This window comes from Kitasatospora sp. NBC_01287 (assembly GCF_026340565.1).
Lineage (GTDB): Bacteria > Actinomycetota > Actinomycetes > Streptomycetales > Streptomycetaceae > Kitasatospora.
The window spans coordinates 8,271,703-8,289,489 of sequence record NZ_JAPEPB010000001.1 but is presented as its reverse complement, the minus strand read 5'-3'; the positions used below and the strand labels follow the sequence as shown (position 1 = coordinate 8,289,489).

At 75.1% G+C, this 17,787-nt stretch carries 11 protein-coding genes and 1 pseudogene; 5 read left to right on the top strand and 7 right to left on the bottom strand.

The window, feature by feature from the left end; all coding sequences use genetic code 11:
• Positions 1-150: 150 nt before the first annotated feature.
• The 4 genes and pseudogenes from OG455_RS35435 to OG455_RS35420 all read left to right on the top strand — a co-directional run.
• Positions 151-453 (top strand): annotated as a pseudogene (locus OG455_RS35435) (ArsR/SmtB family transcription factor); the annotation flags it as partial.
• A gap of 202 nt (positions 454-655) precedes the next feature.
• A complete protein-coding gene (locus tag OG455_RS35430; protein WP_266300378.1) occupies positions 656-1,051 on the top strand; it encodes an SSI family serine proteinase inhibitor in 396 nt (131 codons plus the stop codon).
• Between the two features lie 437 nt (positions 1,052-1,488).
• A complete protein-coding gene (locus OG455_RS35425) occupies positions 1,489-5,358 on the top strand; it encodes a Pls/PosA family non-ribosomal peptide synthetase (RefSeq protein ID WP_266300377.1) in 3,870 nt (1,289 codons plus the stop codon).
• A 12-nt stretch (positions 5,359-5,370) separates the two neighbouring features.
• Positions 5,371-6,822 carry a M1 family metallopeptidase gene (locus tag OG455_RS35420; protein ID WP_266300376.1) on the top strand — a complete coding sequence of 484 codons (1,452 nt, stop codon included), beginning with the start codon at positions 5,371-5,373 and terminating at the stop codon, positions 6,820-6,822.
• A gap of 77 nt (positions 6,823-6,899) precedes the next feature.
• Here the strand turns inward: OG455_RS35420 and OG455_RS35415 are convergent, their stop codons facing one another.
• The 7 genes from OG455_RS35415 to OG455_RS35385 all read right to left on the bottom strand — a co-directional run bounded on the left by OG455_RS35415 (position 6,900) and on the right by OG455_RS35385 (position 16,737).
• On the bottom strand, positions 6,900-7,463 hold the full coding sequence (locus OG455_RS35415) for a TetR/AcrR family transcriptional regulator (RefSeq protein ID WP_266300375.1): 564 nt from the start codon (positions 7,461-7,463) through the stop codon (positions 6,900-6,902).
• A 141-nt stretch (positions 7,464-7,604) separates the two neighbouring features.
• Positions 7,605-8,336, bottom strand: coding sequence for a trans-aconitate 2-methyltransferase (locus OG455_RS35410; protein ID WP_266300374.1), 732 nt, complete (start codon positions 8,334-8,336; stop codon positions 7,605-7,607).
• A 33-nt stretch (positions 8,337-8,369) separates the two neighbouring features.
• Positions 8,370-8,882: a hypothetical protein gene (locus tag OG455_RS35405; protein ID WP_266300373.1), complete on the bottom strand. Its 513-nt coding sequence runs from the start codon at positions 8,880-8,882 to the stop codon at positions 8,370-8,372.
• 64 nt (positions 8,883-8,946) lie between these two features.
• Positions 8,947-9,612, bottom strand: coding sequence for a TMEM175 family protein (locus OG455_RS35400; protein ID WP_266300372.1), 666 nt, complete (start codon positions 9,610-9,612; stop codon positions 8,947-8,949).
• Positions 9,613-9,682: 70 nt separating this feature from the next.
• Entirely contained in the window at positions 9,683-14,305 is a 4,623-nt protein-coding gene (locus tag OG455_RS35395; protein ID WP_266300371.1) for a hypothetical protein, read from the bottom strand.
• 22 nt (positions 14,306-14,327) lie between these two features.
• On the bottom strand, positions 14,328-15,185 hold the full coding sequence (locus OG455_RS35390) for a hypothetical protein (protein WP_266300370.1): 858 nt from the start codon (positions 15,183-15,185) through the stop codon (positions 14,328-14,330).
• 112 nt (positions 15,186-15,297) lie between these two features.
• Positions 15,298-16,737 carry a hypothetical protein gene (locus tag OG455_RS35385; RefSeq protein ID WP_266301075.1) on the bottom strand — a complete coding sequence of 480 codons (1,440 nt, stop codon included), beginning with the start codon at positions 16,735-16,737 and terminating at the stop codon, positions 15,298-15,300.
• A gap of 507 nt (positions 16,738-17,244) precedes the next feature.
• On the opposite strand from OG455_RS35385, the gene OG455_RS35380 reads away from it, so the two are divergent.
• Positions 17,245-17,718 (top strand): hypothetical protein, encoded by a 474-nt coding sequence (locus OG455_RS35380; RefSeq protein ID WP_266301074.1) that lies wholly within the window; start codon positions 17,245-17,247, stop codon positions 17,716-17,718.
• Positions 17,719-17,787 lie beyond the last annotated feature (69 nt).

Below are 17,787 nucleotides of genomic sequence, written 5' to 3'. Positions count from 1 at the left end.
TCCTCGGAGCTCAGTGGCAATTAGTACGAGAACCAACGTACTACTAAATCCTTCGAAGTACGATCCTCGCCGTATGAATCGCCGTATGATGGGGGGATGAGCGGAGAAGAGACGGCGCGGCGCGAGGCGGCGAGCGGAAGTGCGGCGCCGATCGGGGACGGCAGCTGCTGCCTGCCCGAGCCGGCCGCCGGTGAGATCCGGCTGGCCACCGTGCTGCACGCCCTGGCCGACCCGCTGCGGCTGCGGATCGTGCGCGAGCTGGCGGCCGGGCACGCCGAGATGTCCTGCATCGCGTTCCAGCTGCCGATCAGCAAGTCGACCACCACCCACCACTTCCGGGTCCTGCGCGAGGCGGGCGTGATCCGCCAGAACCGGCGCGGCACCTCGCGGGTGAGCACGCTGCGCGCCTCGGAGCTGTCCGGGCTCTTCCCGGGCCTGCTGGAGGGCCTGCTCGCCGCCGCGGCGGCCGAGGAGCGGCGGGACGCGGCGGCGAGGCCGATCGCTGCGACGGCTGCGTCAGCGGCGGCTACGACGGCGACCACCATGACGGCGGCCACCACGACAGCGGCCGCCGTCGACGTTTGAGTCGTCCGCCGCGCCCACGATCGGGTGATGACTTGGGCGCGCCGCGTAACCCGCTGGTACCCCTGTCCGCGTGATCTCCCTGCGTATCCGCGCGGCACTGTCCGCGCTCGCCCTCGCCCTGCTCACCGTGCCCACGCCCGCCCAGGCACGGCCCGCCGACCCGACCACCCGGCTGCGGTTGACCATCCAGGACGGCTCCGGCAGCACCTCCCGGAGCGTCGAACTGTCCTGTGCTCCGATCAGCGGAGACCATCCGCGGGCACAGCCCGCCTGCGCCGCGATCGAGGCCGCCGACGGAGACCTCGACCAGCTCAAGGGCGTGCCCGGGACCCTCTGCAACGACCTCTACCAGCCGGTGACCGCCTCAGCGGTCGGCTACTCCCAAGGCCAGGGGGTCCGCTGGCAGCGGCACTTCGCCAACCTGTGCGGACTGCACACCAGGACGGACCCGGTCTTCCACTTCTGACATCCCGCCGACTCCTACTGAGTCCCAGGCCCGAACGGCCCACCGAAGCCCACCCAAGCCCGCTGAACCCGCGGAATCCCGCGGAATCCCGCGCCCGAACGGCCCGCGCCACCGGGCGGCGCACCCGACACGCCCGTACCGTGTTGCCTGAGTCACATTCGAAAAACAGACCTGACGGACCGTCAATCCAACTGACGGTCCGTCAGCATCTTTGCCAGGACACGCACATCAGAGCTGATGCATCGTCAGTTTTGATCAAATCCGGGCCAGTTGAGCCGGAGGCACCCTCGCCGTCTCGCTGCGTATCGGACTAACATCGATCGGGTTGTTGTGCTCCGGGCCGGGGCCGATCACCTGGACATGCGGATCGTCGCAGCTCACCGGGGGTCCGGCAGTGGCCCGAGTGGGGGACGAGGGACGAGGATCGCATGGCTGTCATGACACAGATCAGCACGCAGGGTGACCAGCGGGAGCCGGTCGCCCCTCTTGGCGTGCCCGCACTCTTCGACGCCGGCGCGGCCCCGGTCCCCCGCACCCTGGTGGACATCCTGGCGGCCAGCTGCCGGGCCCACCCGCAGGAGCCCGCCCTGGACGACGGGCGCGCCCAGCTGAGCTACCGCGCGCTGGCCGCCGAGGTGGAGGCCCTGCGCCGCCGCCTGGCCGCCGCCGGGGTCGGGCTCGGCGACCGGGTGGGCATCCGCGTCCCGTCCGGCACCAACGACCTCTACGTCGGGATCCTGGCCGTGCTGGCCGCCGGCGCCGCCTACGTGCCGGTGGACGCGGAGGACCCGCAGGAGCGCGCCGACCTGGTCTTCGGCGAGGCCGAGGTGACCGCCGTGCTGGGCGCCGCGGGCGAGCTGACCGTGCTGCGCCAGGGCAGCGGGATCGCCGAGCGGCCCACCCCGGACCACGACGCGTGGATCATCTTCACCTCCGGCTCCACCGGCAAGCCCAAGGGCGTGGCCGTCACCCACCGCAACGCCGCCGCCTTCGTGGACGCCGAGGCCGCGATGTTCCTCCAGGAGGAGCCGATCGGCCCGGGCGACCGGGTGATGGCCGGGCTCTCGGTCGCCTTCGACGCCTCCTGCGAGGAGATGTGGCTGGCCTGGCGCTACGGCGCCTGCCTGGTGCCGGTGCCCCGCTCGCAGGTACGCGGCGGCGCCGACCTGGGCCCCTGGCTGGCCGAGCAGGAGGTCAGCGTGGTCTCCACCGTGCCGACGCTGGCCGCGCTCTGGCCCGCCGAGTCGCTCGGCGACGTGCGGCTGCTGATCTTCGGCGGCGAGGCGTGCCCGCCCGAGCTGGTCGAGCGCCTGGTCACCGAGGGGCGCGAGGTGTGGAACACCTACGGCCCGACCGAGGCCACCGTGGTCGCCTGCGGGGCGCTGCTGACCGGCGAGGGCCCGGTGCGGATCGGCCTGCCGCTGGACGGCTGGGAGCTGGCCGTCGTCGACGAGGCGGGCCGGCCGGTCGCGATGGGCGAGTGCGGCCAGCTGGTGATCGGCGGGGTCGGCCTGGCCCGCTACCTGGACCCGGCCAAGGACGCCGAGAAGTACGCCCCGCTGCCCTCGCTCGGCTGGGAGCGCGCCTACCGCAGCGGCGACCTGGTCCGCGCCGAACCGGCGGGCCTGGTCTTCCTGGGCCGCGCCGACGAGCAGATCAAGCTCGGCGGGCGCCGGATCGAGCTGGGCGAGGTGGACGCCGCGCTGCAGGCGCTGCCGGGCGTGGCGGGCGCGGCCGCGGCCGTGCGGACCGCGCGCGGCGGCAACCAGCTGCTGGTCGGCTACCTGGTCACCCAGGAGGGCTTCGACCGCGAGGCGGCGGTCGCCAAGCTGCGCGCCGAGCTGCCCGCCGCCCTGGTGCCGCTGCTCGCGCCGGTCGCCGACCTGCCCACCCGCACCTCCGGCAAGGTGGACCGCGACGCGCTGCCCTGGCCGCTGGAGCTGCCCGAGGCCGGCGGCCCCACCGAGCAGCTCTACGGCACCGAGGCCTGGCTGGCCGAGCAGTGGAGCGAGATCCTCGGCGTGCCGGTCAGCGGCGCCCGGGACGACTTCTTCGCGATCGGCGGCGGCAGCCTGGCAGCCGCCCGGCTGACCACGCTGCTGCGCACCCGCTACCCGACCGCGGCGGTGCTCGACATCTACCAGCAGCCGGTGCTGCGCAAGCTGGCGCGCCACCTGGAGCGCTCGGCGCAGGGTGACGGGGCCGCGCGCGAGATCGCGCCCACCCCCACCCGGGCCAAGCTGGTGCAGCTGCTCCTGCTGCTGCCGCTCTTCACCCTGACCGGGCTGCGCTGGACGGTGGCCCTGCTGGCGCTGGGCAACGTGCTGCACTGGTTCGGCGCCTACCCGTGGGCGCCGGGCGCCTCCTGGTGGCTGGTCGGCGCGGGCGCCGCGCTGCTCTTCAGCCCGCCAGGGCGGCTCGCCGTCGGGGCGGGCGGGGCCCGGCTGCTGCTGCGCGGGCTCACCCCCGGCAGCTACCCGCGCGGCGGCTCGGTGCACCTGCGGCTCTGGGCGGCCGAGCGGCTGGCCGAGGCGAGCGGCGCCACCGAGCTCTCCGGCTCCTGGCTGATCCGCTACGGGCGGGCGCTGGGCGCCAAGATCCACTCCGAGGTGGACCTGCACGCGCTGCCGCCGGTCACCGGCATGCTCCGGCTGGGCCGCGGCGCGGCGATCGAGGCCGAGGTGGACCTGTCCGGCTACTGGCTGGACGGCGACCGGCTGGAGGTCGGCACCGTCAAGATCGGCGCGGGCGCCGTGGTCGGCACCCGCAGCGCGCTCTTCCCCGGTGCCAAGGTCGGCAAGCGGGCCGAGGTGGCACCCGGCTCCTCGGTCACCGGCCTGGTGCCGACCGGGCAGCGCTGGGGTGGCGCGCCCGCCGTGAAGCTGGGCCGGGCCGACCGGGCCTGGCCCGAGCAGCGCCCGCCGCGCCGACCGCTCTGGGCGGCGGCGTACGGGGTCGGCGGCTTCGCCATGACCCTGCTGCCGGTGCTGTCGGCGCTGCCCGCGCTGCTGCTGGCCGGCCGGTTCGTCGGCGAACGGGACGGGCTGGGCGAGGCGCTGCGCGGCGCGCTGCTCGCGGTGGCGCCCGCCGCACTGGTCTTCGGCCTCGTCTACGCGGCGCTGCTGGCCGGCGCGGTGCGGCTGCTGAGCCTGGGGCTGCGGGCCGGGCATCACCCGGTGCACAGCCGGCAGGGCTGGCAGGCGTGGACGGTCAGCCAGCTGATGGACCTGGCCCGGGAGACCCTCTTCCCGCTCTACGCGGGCCTGGTCACCCCCCTCTGGCTGCGGCTGCTCGGCATGAAGGTGGGCCGCGGCGCCGAGGTCTCCACGGTGCTCGCGCTGCCCAGCCTGACCACGGTGGGCGAGGGCGCGTTCCTGGCCGACGACACGCTGATCGCCCCGTACGAGCTGGGCGGCGGCTGGCTGCGGATCGGCCCGGCCGAGATCGGCCGCCGCGCCTTCCTGGGCAACTCCGGGATGACCGCGCCCGGCCGGTCGGTGCCGGACCGGGGCCTGGTCGGGGTGCTCTCGGCGACCCCGAAGAAGGCCAAGAAGGGCAGCTCCTACCTGGGCCTGCCGCCGGTGAAGCTGCCGCGCGCCGCCGAGGGCGGCGACCAGAGCCTGACGTACGAGCCGCCGACCCGGCTGCTCTGGGCGCGCGGGCTGGTCGAGCTGGCCCGGCTGGTGCCGGTCTTCTGCTCGGTGGCGCTGGGTGTGCTGACCGTGGCGGCGCTCTGCCTGCTGGGCTCGCCGTGGCTGATGGCGCTGCTCGGCGGCGCGGTGCTGCTGGTGGCCGGCGCGGTGGCCTGCCTGGTCTCGCTGGCCGCGAAGTGGCTGCTGGTCGGCCGGTTCCGGGCGGTGGAGCACCCGCTGTGGAGCGGCTTCGTCTGGCGCAACGAGCTGGCCGACACCTTCACCGAGGTGCTGGCCGTGCCGTGGTTGATCGGCGCGGTGCCCGGCACGCCCGTGATGACGCTCTGGCTGCGCGGCCTGGGCGCCCGGATCGGGCGGGGCGTCTGGTGCGAGAGCTACTGGCTGCCCGAGGCCGACCTGGTCACCCTGGGCGACGGGGTCAGCGTGAACCGCGGCTGCGTGCTGCAGACCCACCTCTTCCACGACCGGATCATGCGCATGGATACTGTGGTCCTCCGCGAGGGCGCCACGCTGGGCCCGGGCGGGATCGTGCTGCCCGGCAGCACCATCGGGGAGCGCAGCACGCTGGGCCCGGCCTCGCTGGTGATGCGCGCGGAGTCCGTCCCGGCGGACACCCGCTGGCTGGGCAACCCGATCGAGGCCTGGCAGGCGTAGCGAGTGAACGGCATGGAACGGGGAGCGGGTACGACGGTGGGTAGCAAGCAGATCGACCCGTACTTCCCGGACAACGGCGATCCCCGCTACCGGGTGCACCGCTACGAGCTGACGTTGGACTACCGGCCGGGACCCAACCGGCTGGCCGGCTCGGCGCGGATCAGCGCGCTGGCCGGGCCCGAGCCGCTGCGCGAGTTCGCGCTCGACCTGGCGGACTTCCGGATCGGCCGGGTGCTGGTGGACGGCAAGGCCGCGCACTACACGCACCGCGGCGGCAAGCTGCGGATCCGCCCGGGCCGCGGCCCGGCGGCCGGGGCGGCGTTCACCGTCGAGGTGCACTACAGCGGCAACCCGAAGCCGGTGCGCAGCCAGTGGGGCGGCCTGGGCTGGGAGGAGCTGACCGACGGCGCCCTCGCGGCCAGCCAGCCGGTCGGCGCGCCGTCCTGGTACCCGTGCAACGACCGGCCCGCGGACAAGGCCTCGTACCTGGTCTCGATCACCACGCCCTCGCCGTACGCGGTGGTGACGGGCGGGCGGCTGCTCACCCGGACCACCCGGGCGAGCAGCACCACCTGGGTCTACGAGCAGGCCGCGCCCACCGCGAGCTACCTGGTCGGGATAGCGATCGGCGTCTTCGAGAAGGTGCTGCTGGTGGACGCCGAGCCGGGCGCGGTGCCGCAGTCCGGCTACGTCCCCTCGCAGCTGGTCTCCCGTTTCGCGGGCGACTTCGGGCGCCAGCCGCAGATGATGCGCTTCTTCGAGGAGCTCTTCGGGCCCTACCCGTTCGGCGAGTACGTGGTGGTGGTCGCGGACGAGGAGCTGGACGTCCCGGTCGAGGCGCAGGGCATGGCGGCCTTCGGGGTCAACCACGTGGACGGGCTGCGGGGTTCGGAGCGGCTGGTGGCGCACGAGCTGGCGCACCAGTGGTTCGGCAACAGCGTGACCGTCGCGGACTGGCGGCACATCTGGCTGAACGAGGGCTTCGCCAAGTACGCGGAGTGGCTCTGGGCCGAGCACGCGGGCGGCCGCACCGCCCAGGCCCACGCGGCGGACGCGCACCGGCTGCTGGCCGGGCTCCCCCAGGACCTGCGGCTGGCCGATCCCGGCCGGAAGCTGATGTTCGACGACCGGCTCTACGAGCGCGGCGGCCTGGCCGTGCACGCGCTGCGGGTCGCGCTCGGCGAGCAGGCCTTCCGGCGGATGCTGCGGGACTGGGCCACCGGGCGGCGCCACGGTGTGGTGACCACGGCGGACTTCATGGCGCACGTGCGGCGCTACGCGGGGGCGGGCGACTCGGTGGTGGAGCTGTTCGACGCCTGGCTCTTCGAGGGGGCGCTGCCGCCGCTGCCGGTGCTGCCGATGCCCGTGCCGCCGCTGCCCGTGGCTCCGGTGCCTGTGCCGCCGATGCCCGTGCCGCCGATGCCGACCGTGCCGCCCGCGGTGCCGGCGCCGCCGGCCTGGTAACCGGTCCTGGCGGGCCTGGCGGGCCTGGCCACCGGGTGAACCGGCCGCAGTCGCCGGCGGATCCGCGGGCGGCCTCGCTACCGCTGCTCGATCCCGCTCCGGACCACCGCCAGCAGCCGCTCCGTCCGCCCCTCGGCCGCACCGCCCGCCTGCTGCCCGGCCCAGGCGATCCCGGCCACCAGGGCGAGCAGGTCGTTCACCGTCAGGTCCGCGCGCACCTCGCCCGCCTGCTGGGCCCTGGTCAGCAGCGTCGCGGCTGCCGCGCGCATCGCCGCGCAGGAGCGGTGCAGGTCGGAGGCCTCGTCCTGGAGGGCGGCCAGGATCGAGGCGGGCAGGCCCTGGTAGCGGGTGGAGCCGACCGCGAACGCCGCCAGCCAGTCGAACAGCGCCTGCTGGGTCGACGGCGCGTCGAGGAGTTCCTCGGCCTCGGCCCGCAGCGCGTCCAGGCCGTGGCGCATGGCGGCTTCGAGCAGCGCCTCACGGGTCGGGAAGTGGCGGTAGAGGGTGCCGATCCCGACACCGGCGCGGCGGGCGACCTCGCGCAGCGAGACCTCGGTGCCCAGCTCGTCGAAGGCGGCCCGGCCGGCCGCCAGCAGGAGTTCGTGGTTGCGCCGGCCGTCCGCGCGCCTGGTCTCCGCCACCGGGTCCGCCTCTCTGGGGAGTTGCTTGGGACGTTGTCCGTGGAGTTGCCTGAGGGACTACGAGCCGGAGCGCTGCTCCGGCCGCTCATCCTAGTCGAGGGGAGCGGGCAGGCGGGCGGGCTCAGGCGCGGACGGGCGGGCTCAGGCGCGGACGGCGACAGTGACGATCTCCCGGCTGGTGGCGGTGACCGGGCCGCGGTGCCAGTCGCCGTAGCGGGCCTCGACCGTGAAGCCCGCCTCGGCGAGCAGATAGTCGAGGGCCTCGGGCGCGAGGAAGCGCAGGCTCGAGCGGTCCCGGTGGAGCACGGTGCCATCGGGCGCAGCCGTCGTCGAGTTGAAGGTGACGACTGCGTCGTCGGCGGACTCGACCTCGTGCCAGATCCGCAGCGCGCGCCCGGCCCCGTCGGTGAGCTCGACGGCGTTCGCCGGGTTCCACTCCAGCCAGGCACGGGCCTGCGGATGGCGGGTCTCGAAGGCGAACCGGCCGCCCGGGCGCAGCGCGGCACGGATCGCCGCCAGCGAGGCGCGCAACTCCTCGTCGCCGACCAGGCACTGGAAGGCGTGGCTGGTCATCGTCGCGAGGTCGAACTCGCCCGACCAGGCCGCGTCCGCCGCCCGGCCGTCGACCCACTCGATGTCGGACCGGCGCCGGGCCCGGGCCAGTGAGGGCCGGTCCGGGTCGAGGCCGACCAGCCGCCCGGTGTGGCCCTGTTCACGCGCGCGGTGCAACATCGCGCCGGTGCCACAGCCGACGTCGAGCACGGTGGGGGCGGCCAGCACGAGTTCGTCGTAGAAGGCGTTGTCGGGCGAGCGAGCCGGATCCCAGGGGTTCAGCAGGTCGTACAGCGCGGCGGCGTCATCGTCTGAGTACACGGCGGGAGTGTGCCGGGCCCGGCGCTCGGGGCGCTACCCGTTTTCCGACGGACGGTGCGTCAGCAGATCGCGGGCGGCCAGCACGACGCCCTCGGAGAGTTCCTCGTGCGTGTAGTCCCACTCCTCGTCCCGGACGTCCCAGGTGAGCGCCCATCTGACCATCGGTGCCAGCGCCTCGGGGTGGCCGAGTTCCACGGCTACCTCCCTGATCAGGTCCGCGCCCCGGGCGGGCTCGAGCACCCCTTCGACGATCCGGGCGGCCAGCCAGTCGGCCAGTGCCCGGCGGTCGGCGGCGAACGTGGCACCGACCGGCCGCGGGTAGGCCAGGCCGAGCTCGTCCAGCACCTGGTCGAAGAGGTCCAGGGCCTGCGGCTCCTCGTTGCGGCCGAGCCCGGCGAGCAGTGGCAGCGAGGGACTGTCGACCCCGGCCAGCAGCGCGTCGAGCCCGAACCGGATCAGCTGGTCGGAGCCGGGGTGCAACCCCAGGCCCCGGTCGACGGCCAGGGCGCGCAGGGTCCGCAGGGCCTCGGCTTCGGCCTCGGTCATCGAGAACTCCTCGGGCAGCTGGTCGCGGCCTGCGGCACGGCGCGCAGGAAGAGTTGACGCATCGTCAGAACTGGTTCAGTGGCTTGAGGTTGGGAGCTATCGCCGAGTTGAGCTGGAGCAGGATGATCAGCGCGACGCTCAGGTAGGTGTTGACCAGGCCGAGCAGCACCGCGGCCGCGTAGAGCGTCTGGGCCACCACGATCCGGCGCCTGGCGGCGGCGACCAGGCCGGCCGGGGCGTCCTCGCGGAACAGGGCGGCGCGTTCGGCGTAGCGCAGGGCGGCGAGCAGCAGCAGGCCCAGGGTGAGCAGGTGCAGCCAGTAGACGAGCAGCGCGACGCGGTAGGTCTCGTACGCGGCGAGCAGTGCGGTGGAGAAGGGCATCAGCGAGACCGCGCAGAGGAAGGCGAGGTGGATCCAGGTCAAGTGCCGGTCGCCGCGGGCCAGGTGATCGAGCTGTGCCTGCTGGCCGAGCCAGAACATGCCCAGGGTCAGGAATCCGAGTACGAAGACCCCCAGGTGCGGGGCCAGTCGCGCCAGCGCGTGCCAGAGCTGGGCCTCGCCGTCGCCGGCGCCCGGCGCCCAGAGCGTGTGCTGCGCGTTCAACAACTGGATGGCGGGGACGTGCAGATCGAGCACCAGCAGCGTCATCGCGACGGCGAAGATCCCGTCGCTGATCGCGGCCAGCCGGTGCACGCTGCCGCCGACGATGCGGTGGTAGGCGTTCGCCATGGTCTTCTCCCCCGAGGTCAGGCGACCATCCAAGCAGGGGTGGCCGCCCGACCGCACTCCGGGGGCGCCGTCAGCCGGCGGCCGGCACCTCCGGCGGGCGCTTGAACATCCGGGTGGCGGTGATCTCGCCGTGGATCGCCGGGCCGTCCGGGTCCTGGGGGGTGGGCAGGCCGGGGCGCAGGTGCTCCTCCACCGAGATGTACTTCAGGCCGGCCCGCAGGTCGGCGTCGTTGCGCAGCCGGATGACCAGCGGGAACTCGGCCAGCGCGGTGGTGTCGAACAGACCGGTGGTGTAGATCAGCTGGACGCCGAGCGCGTCGGCCACCGCCCGCTGCAGCTCCAGCAGGTAGGTGGCGTTGGCGCGCCCGATCGGGTTGTCCAGGAAGAGCGTGCCGGCGTGCCGCAGTTGGGACTGGCCCCGGTCGTTGGCGCGCAGCGCGGCCATCGTGCAGTAGAGCGCGATGGCGGCGGTGAGCAGCTGGCCGCCGGAGAAGACGTCGGACATCTGGCCCACGCTCACCCGCTCGGCGCGCAGCACCGCGTCGGGCTTGAGGATCTCGACGCTCACCCCCTTGGGGCCGATCGCCGCCGCCACCGCGCGCAGCAGCAGCGACATGCCGTCGCGGCGCCCGAACTCGTTGGCGGCCGTGGAGTTCTTCTTGACGGCGGCCCGGGTGGCCTCGTCGATCACCTCGCCGAGGCGTTCGGCGAGCACCGACTGGTCCGGGTCCTCGAAGCGGATCCGCAGGAACTCCTGACCCGACCACTCGCCCAGGCCCTCGGGCAGCCGGGAGAGCCGCTGGGCGGCGCGCAGGGTGGCGAGCGAGGTCTCCACCAGGCCGCGCAGCCGGTCCACGATCGAGCCGCGGTTGCGCTCCAACTGGGTCAGCTCGTCGGTGAGCACCCGCAGCCTGGGGGCGAAGGCGTCGGCCCAGGCGGCGGCGTGCTCGGGCAGCGCGGCGGCCGGCAGTTCGCGGATCTGCTGGCGGGCGGGGGTGCGGACGGCCTCGTAGCGGGCCGCGTTGGCGTGCCGGACCAGCGCGTCGCAGGCGTCGCGGACGGCGAGGTCGGCGGCGCTCAGCTCGGCGGAGGCGGTGCGCAGCGCGCGGCGGGTCTCGGTGGCGGCGGTGCGGGCCTCGGCCAGCGGGTCGAGGTACGGCTCGGCGGCCGGCTCGCCCTCCTCGGCGGTGTGGTCGCGAAGGCCGTCGCGCAGCTGGGCCGCGGCCTCGTCGAAGTCGGCCGCGGCGGACTGCGCGGACTGCAGGGTGCGCAGCAGCTCGCTGTGCTCGATCCGGGCACCCTCCAGCTCCTCGCGCCGCTCGGCCAGTTGGCCGGTGGCCACGCGAAGCAGTTGCTGCGCGTGCTCGGGGTCGGTGGGCACCAGGTCCTCGGGCAGCTCGGTGTGTGCCTCGCCCGAGGCCGGGGCCGAGCGCTCGACCTCGCCGCGCAGCCGGCCGAGTTGCTCACTTGCCACCGCCGAACGGGCCTCGATGGTGGCGACCAGCTCCTCGGCCCGGGCCGCGGCGGCCTGGCGGGCCGGGCCGTCGGCGCCGTCGGGGCTGTTCAGCAGCTCCTCGGCGCGGATCCGGACCTTGTTGGTGAGCCGGTCCAACTCGGCCTGGGCGGCGGTCTCGTCGCTCTCCGCGCGGGCCTGCTCGGCCCGCAGGTCGGCGCCGACTCCGACCTTCTCGTAGAGCTGGGCGGCGGCCCGGTAGGCCTCGCGCAGGGCAGGCAGCGAGGCGGTCGGCAGTTCGTCGCTGACCGCCACGGTGCCGGCCAGCTCGGCCCGCTCGGCCCGCAGGGTGCGGGCGGTGCGGCGGGCGTCGTCGGCGGCGCGCTGGGCGGCCCGGCGGTCCTCGTCGCAGGCCTGGGCGCGCTCGGCGCAGGCCCCCTGGCGGCGCTCGCACTCGGCGGCGTCCTCGGCCAGCTCGCGCAGCGACCTGGTCCAGGCGGGGCGCTCGCGCAGCCGGAAGGCGAGGCCGGCCAGCGCGTCGGCGCGGCGGCGGGCGCGCTGGGTGGACTCGCGCCGCTCCTCGTGCACGCTCGCGGCGGCGGCGCGGTCGGCCTCCGCCTCGGCGTGCTCGGCGCGGGCGGCGGCCAGTTGGGCGGCGGCGAACTCGGCCTGCTCGGTGGCGGCGGAGGCCGCGTCCGCCACCTCGCCGAGGGTGCCGGACGGGCTGGCGGCCTGCCAGGAGGCGAGCCGGGCGGCCAGCGCGCGGTCGCCGCCGAGCCGGGCGGCCAGCTCGCGGATGTGCTCGTCCCGGGCGCTCGCCCGCTCGCGCAGCTCGCGGCGCTCGGTGTCGGCGGCGCTCTCGTCGTGCATGGCCGGGTTCGGCGGCACGAGGAAGAAGGCAGGTTCCTCGGTGATCGGGGCGATCAGCGCGGCGGCCGTGCCGACCGCCACGGTGGAGCGCGGCAGCAGTGCGGCGGCCTGCAGCGCCTCGCGGGCCCGGTCCAGCGCGGACGGGTCGGTGACCACCACGCCGTCGACCAGTTCGGGACGGGCGGCCAGGATCCGCTCGTGGTCGAGCGGGTCGACGGACTGGGCCAGGTAGCGCCAGCCGGGCAGCGCCGGCACGCCGTGCTCGCCCAGGTACTCGACGGTGGCCAGCACGTCGGGCCCCGGCGGCAGCAGGCCGCCGTCGCCGAGCGCGGCCAGGATCCGGGAGTCATCGGCGGCGGCGGTGCGCAGGTCGAACAGGGTGCGCTCGGCGGTGGCGACGGAGGTGTCGAGCAGCTCGGCGAGATCCTCGGCGGCGCGGTCCAGCACGTCGGGGGTGAGCACCTCCGCGCGGCCCGAGAGGTCAGCCGGTTCTGACGGTCCGTCAACATCGACGTCGTAGTAGGGAGCCAGCCCCAGCAGTTCGGCCAGCCGGGGCTCCCCCGCCAGCCGCGCGGCGGTGCGGCGCTCGGCGGCCAGCGCGCGCTGGGCGGCCGAGCGGGCGTCGCTGGCCCGGGCGGCGGCCAGCTCGGCGCGGCCCTCGGCGGCGGCCGCCTCGCGGGTGCGGGCGGTGGCCAGCTCGGCGGCGGCGCGGGCCTGCTCCAGTGCGGCGGTGGCGCTCTGCTCGGCGTCGGCGGCGTGCAGGGCGGCGCGGGCCGGGTCCCCGGCGGGGTTCGCGGCATCGCCCGCGGTGTCGATCCACCCGGCGGCCACGGCGGCCTGGGTCTCCTGCTCGACCTCGGCGAGCCGCTGGCGCAGGTGGTCGGCGTCGGAGCGGGCCTTCTGGCCGGCGGTGGCGGCGGCCAGCGAGTCGGCCTGCGCGCGGGCGCCGTCCTGCTGCAGCTCGGCGGCGCGGCCCTCCTCCGACTCGGCGCGCTCCTCGGCGGTGCCGGCGGCGGCCTCCAGCGCGTGGGCGAGCGCGCCGGCGGCCTGGGCGCGGGCGGCGAGCGCGGGGGCCGCGTCCAGCTCGGCCTCGCGGATCGCCACGGCGACCCGGGCCGCCCGGTCGGCGGCGGCGCGGTGGCGAAGCACCGCCTCGGCGGCCTGCCAGGCGGCGTGCAGGGTGCGGGCGTCGAGCAGTTCGCGGCGCAGCCCGGCGGCCTCCCCGGTCGCCGCGGCGAGCGAGAGCGTGGCGTGACGGTGGGTCAGCTCGGCGGTGATCAGCGAGTGGCGGGTGCGGTCGGCCTCGGCGGTGGTCACCGCGCCCGCGGCGGCGGCCACTTCGATGGCCAGGTCCTGGGCCCGACCGCGCTCGGCGCCGGCCCGGGCGGCCAGCGCCTGGGCGAGTCGGCGGGTGCGGCGCTCGGCGGCTCGGTGCGCCTCGCGGACGCCCTCGCGGGCGGCGCCGGCGCCCACGATCCGCTCCAGCAGCTCCAACGAACCGGCGGTGAAGTCGCGTTCCGCGGTCAGCTCGGCGCGGCGGCCCAGCTTGGCGGCGAAGCCGTGCACCAGGTCGGCCAGGCCGTCGGTGTCCCGGGTGTCGGTGACCGCGCGCAGCAGCAGGTCGGTGAAGTCGGCGTCGTGCTTGACCGCGAAGAGGCCGGCCGCTTCGCCCTCGTCGGCGTTCATCTCGCGCTGGTAGCGGAAGAGTTCGGGGTCCAGGCCGAGTTCGCCCAGGTGCTCGGTCCAGCGGTCGTGCCCGTCCTCGAAGGTGAGGTCGAGGTAGGGGTAGGCCTTGCCGGCCTCGGTGAGCGCGTCGCGGAAGCCCTTCATGGTGCGGCGTCGGCCGCGCGGACGGGCGGTCGGGGCGCCCAGGGTGGCGCGCTCGGCGACCGGCAACGCGTCCAGGGTCAGGCCGGGGCCCGGGCGGAAGGAGTACCAGGTCTCGGCGAACTTGCGCGGGTCGGAGGAGACCTGGCGGCCGCGCCACTCGCTCACCTTGCCGACCACGATCAGTTCGCCGGTGACGGTGTGCTGCCACTCCAGCGCCACGTGGCCGCAGTCGTCGGCGAGCAGGAACTTGCGCAGCACCCCGGAGCTGGCGCCGCCCAGGGTGTTGCGGTGTCCCGGCAGCATCACCGAGAAGATCAGCTTGAGCAGGACCGACTTGCCGCCGCCGTTCTCCAGGAAGAGCACACCGGCCGGGGCCGGGCGGCGCTGCGGGCCCTCGGGCTCCTCGCCGAACAGGCCGGGCTGCTGCGGGGCGGGACTGGCCACCGGCTCGCCGACACCGCGCAGGTCCAGCACGGTGTCGGCGTAGCGGGCGCCGGCCGGGCCGATGGAGTAGAGGCGGACCCGGTTGAGCTCGTACATGAAGTCTTGGCCTTAACAGGTGTCAGAGGGAGTGGAACGGCAGGCCGGCGTCGGCCACCAGCTCTTCGCTGTGGTCAGCGGGCAGCAGGGTGGCCGTGCCGTCGGAGACCGGGACCACACCGAGGTCGAGCAGTTCGGCCATCGCGGCGGTGCCGGCCAGGTCGCGGACCTGGAGCTGGTAGCGGGCGGTGGTGCGGAAGGTGCCGCCGGCGTCGTCCGAGGTCCGCTGCAGGAAGCCGGAGTCGACCAGGAAGGCGACCGCCTTGCCGGTGATGCCGATGGTGGAGCCGGACAGTCGCCGGGCGTCCTTGGTGGCGCCGGTGGTGGAGCGGCGGGCCCAGACCCGCCAGGCGGCCTCCAGGCCGGGCGCGTCGCTGGCCGGGTCGGTGTTGGCGCCGGCCAGCTCGGCCTGCTCCTCCAGGCGGCGGCAGGCCTGGCGGACGAAGGCGTCCACCCCGTTGACGGTGATCCGGCCGAGGTAGCCGTCGTCGGCCAGGTCCTCGGGGCGGGGGAACGCCATCGCGGCGACCGCGAGGTGCGCCAGGCCGTGCAGGAAGCGGTCGGCGGTGTCGGAGGCGGCGCGGCGCGAGTAGTCGCCCATCTTGACCGCGAAGGCCGAGTCCTCGGCGGCGGCCAGGGCCATCCCCGCGCGGGCCGAGACCTCCAGCACCACCAGGCCCAGCCCGGTGGCGACCGCGTCGGCCAGCCGGGCGAACGACGGGTCCTCGCGGTGGCGGCGCACCAGCTCGCCGTACTCGGCGTCGCGGGCGGGCAGCAGCTTGGCCTGCAGGCCGAAGGAGACCAGCCGGGCGGCGTCGGCCACGTCGGCGGGGGTGACCGCGGCCTCGCGCGGCTGGGCTTCGTCGTGAGGCGTCGTCACGGGTGGTGCTCCTCGGTCCGGGATGGGGGCGCCCCAGGCCGGGGCCTGGGGTCGCGGCGTCACTTGCGCGTCCTTGGATCGCGGCGTCACTGCGCGTCCTTGGATCGTGGCGTCACTGCGCGTCCTTCCGGTCGGCCGCCATGCCGACCGCGTCCAGCAGGGCGCTGCCGACGATCAGGTCGGCGCCGCCGAACTCCGGGTCGGCCAGCTGGGCGCCGTCGTCCACCGCGAAGAGCAGCCGCTCCTCGCCCTGGCGGTAGGCGGTGCCGACCGGCGGACTGGCGGCGTGCACGGCGAGCAGCGCGACCAGGTAGGGCAGCTCCGGATCCTGCGCGCGGGCCTCCGCGAGCAGGCCGGAGAGCCGCCGGGGCGCGTCGGCGGGCAGGTCGAGCAGCACCAGCGCGGCCTCCAGCTGGGCCTCGGAGAAGCGGCTGTCGTCGGGGGTGGCGACCAGGTCGGGATCGGGCAGCTCGGCGCCCAGGTGCTCTCGCTCGACCGGCGGGGTGAGCAGCAGCTCGACCAGGTCGGCCACCCGGACGGCGGTGGGGGTGCGCAGCCCGGTGCCGCGGGCGAAGAAGGCATCGGTGGGCCGGATCGCCTGCTCGATCGGCAGCCGCAGCACCGGCGCCAGCAGCTGGCCGTAGAGGTCGACGCCGACCCGGGAGGTGGGCGCGGCGAAGGCCTGGCGGTCCTGCTCGGCGCGGAACAGCGGGCCGGCCTCCAGCAGCCGGGTCTGCAGCTGGGTGTGCCGGCGGATGCAGTCCTTGACGATGTCCACCAGTTCGGCGGCCTGCCGCTTGTGCTCGGCGCTCTCGGCCTCGTCCCGGGCGCGGCGGATGTTGGTGAGGATCGCGTTCTCGTGCCGGTAGCGGTCGGCGATGTGGTCCAGCGCCTCGTCGATCAGGTCGGGGATCGCCTGCATCCAGTCCACCGCGCGGACGTTGCGCCGGGTGGCGTCCAGGGCGCGGCGCAGCGTCTCGGCGTACTGGACGGTGCGGTAGCGGGCCTGCTCGGCGGCGAGCTGGGCGTCGGCGAGGCGGCCGCGGCGGATCAGCACCTCCAGCTTGACCTCGGCGGCGATCTGAGCCGAGGTCACATCGGTGTCCAGCGCGCCCACCAGGACGTTGACCGCCTCGTCGGTGGTCCGCAGGTAGACCCCGCCGTCCGGTCCCGGAACCTCCTCGATCAGCTTGAAGTCGTAGTCGCGGCGCAGGTAGCTGCCGTCCGCGCCGAAGGTGCCGTAGACGGCACGGAAGCCGCGATCGACGCTGCCGACGTTGATCAGCGACTCCAGCACCCAGCGGACGACCCGCTGGTGCTCGGCAGCCGGGCGCCGCGGGTGCTGGGCGGCGACCCGGGGCAGCAGGCGGCCCAGGACTATCTCCCGGTCGGCCCCGGTGTCGAAGTCCATGTGCAGGGTGACCAGATCGATCGCCGCGAGGCCGACCTCGGCCATCGCGTAGCCGCCGTACTCGCCGGCCAGGTTGACCTTGCGGTTGTCGAGGTCGTGCAGCGGCGCGGTGCAGGCGAGCGCCTTGAGCCGGCGGGCCAGACCCTCGTCGGCGGCCGGGCCCGGCGCGGGGCGGGCGCCGGGGCCCGCGGGCGGGCGGGCACCGCCGGTGGGCGGGCGGTGCTCGCGCTCGGCGGGCTGATCAGCGATGACGGTCACGGTGGACAAGCCTAGGGCCATCGACCGACAGGGCCTGAAATGGGGGTACTCGTCAGGACTCATCCCGCTTTGGGCGGCGGGGCGGGGTGGGGCGCTCGGGACGGGGTGCTCGGGCAGGGCACTCGGGGCGGATGACTCGGGCGAAGCGCTTGGGGCGAAGCGCTTGGGGCGGACCGCTCGGGGCGGAGCGCGAGACTGGCGGAAGAAAGTTGAACGTGTTCAAATCCAGGTCTAGAGTCGGCCTCGCCGGGCAGCGGCCCGGCCCGGCAACGGCCGGTCCGAAGGGGGAGCAACATGACTGTTGGGACTCACGGCGAGGCATCCGCCGCAGCACCGGGGGTGGTGCCGGCCGCGGATGCCACCGACCTGCGCACCGTGCGCCGCTGGCTCATGATCTTCATCGTCTGCCTGGTCCTCAGCGGACTGACCGCCTTCCCGCTGCGCACCGAGACCGCATGGCTGGCCGACGCCGCGCACCGGCTGCCCACTCCGGCACCGCTGCTCCACTGGCTCGACCGGGTCCGCACCGGTCTGGCCGACACGGACGCCCGCTACCCCTTCATCGCCTACGGCACCGACTGGCTGGCCTTCGCGCACCTGGTGATCGCCGGGGCGTTCTGGGGACCGCTACGCGATCCGGTGCGCAATGTCTGGGTGATCCAGTGGGCGCTCGGGGCGTGCGCGGCGATCGTGCCGCTCGCCCTGATCTGCGGGCCACTACGCGGGATTCCGGTCTATTGGCGATGTGTCGACATGTCGTTCGGGGCGGTCGGGGCCGTGCCGCTGCTGCTGGTACTGCGGGCGATCCGCCGGGTGGAACGGGTGGGCCGGGTGGGCCGGGTGGGGCAGCTGAAGCGCCCGTGACCGGCTGCGCCGCACCGCACCCGCTCCTCCCACGGACCAGTTCCCCGGCCGTCGGCACCGCCGCACCGG

Excerpts from the sequence above, each read along its gene's own strand:
- OG455_RS35395 (WP_266300371.1), bottom strand. The coding sequence starts at position 14,305 with ATGTACGAGCTCAACCGGGTCCGCCTCTACTCCATCGGCCCGGCCGGC.
- OG455_RS35420 (WP_266300376.1), top strand. The coding sequence starts at position 5,371 with ATGGAACGGGGAGCGGGTACGACGGTGGGTAGCAAGCAGATCGACCCG.
- OG455_RS35400 (WP_266300372.1), bottom strand. The coding sequence starts at position 9,612 with ATGGCGAACGCCTACCACCGCATCGTCGGCGGCAGCGTGCACCGGCTG.
- OG455_RS35380 (WP_266301074.1), top strand. The coding sequence starts at position 17,245 with ATGATCTTCATCGTCTGCCTGGTCCTCAGCGGACTGACCGCCTTCCCG.
- OG455_RS35405 (WP_266300373.1), bottom strand. The coding sequence starts at position 8,882 with ATGACCGAGGCCGAAGCCGAGGCCCTGCGGACCCTGCGCGCCCTGGCC.
- OG455_RS35425 (WP_266300377.1), top strand. The coding sequence starts at position 1,489 with ATGACACAGATCAGCACGCAGGGTGACCAGCGGGAGCCGGTCGCCCCT.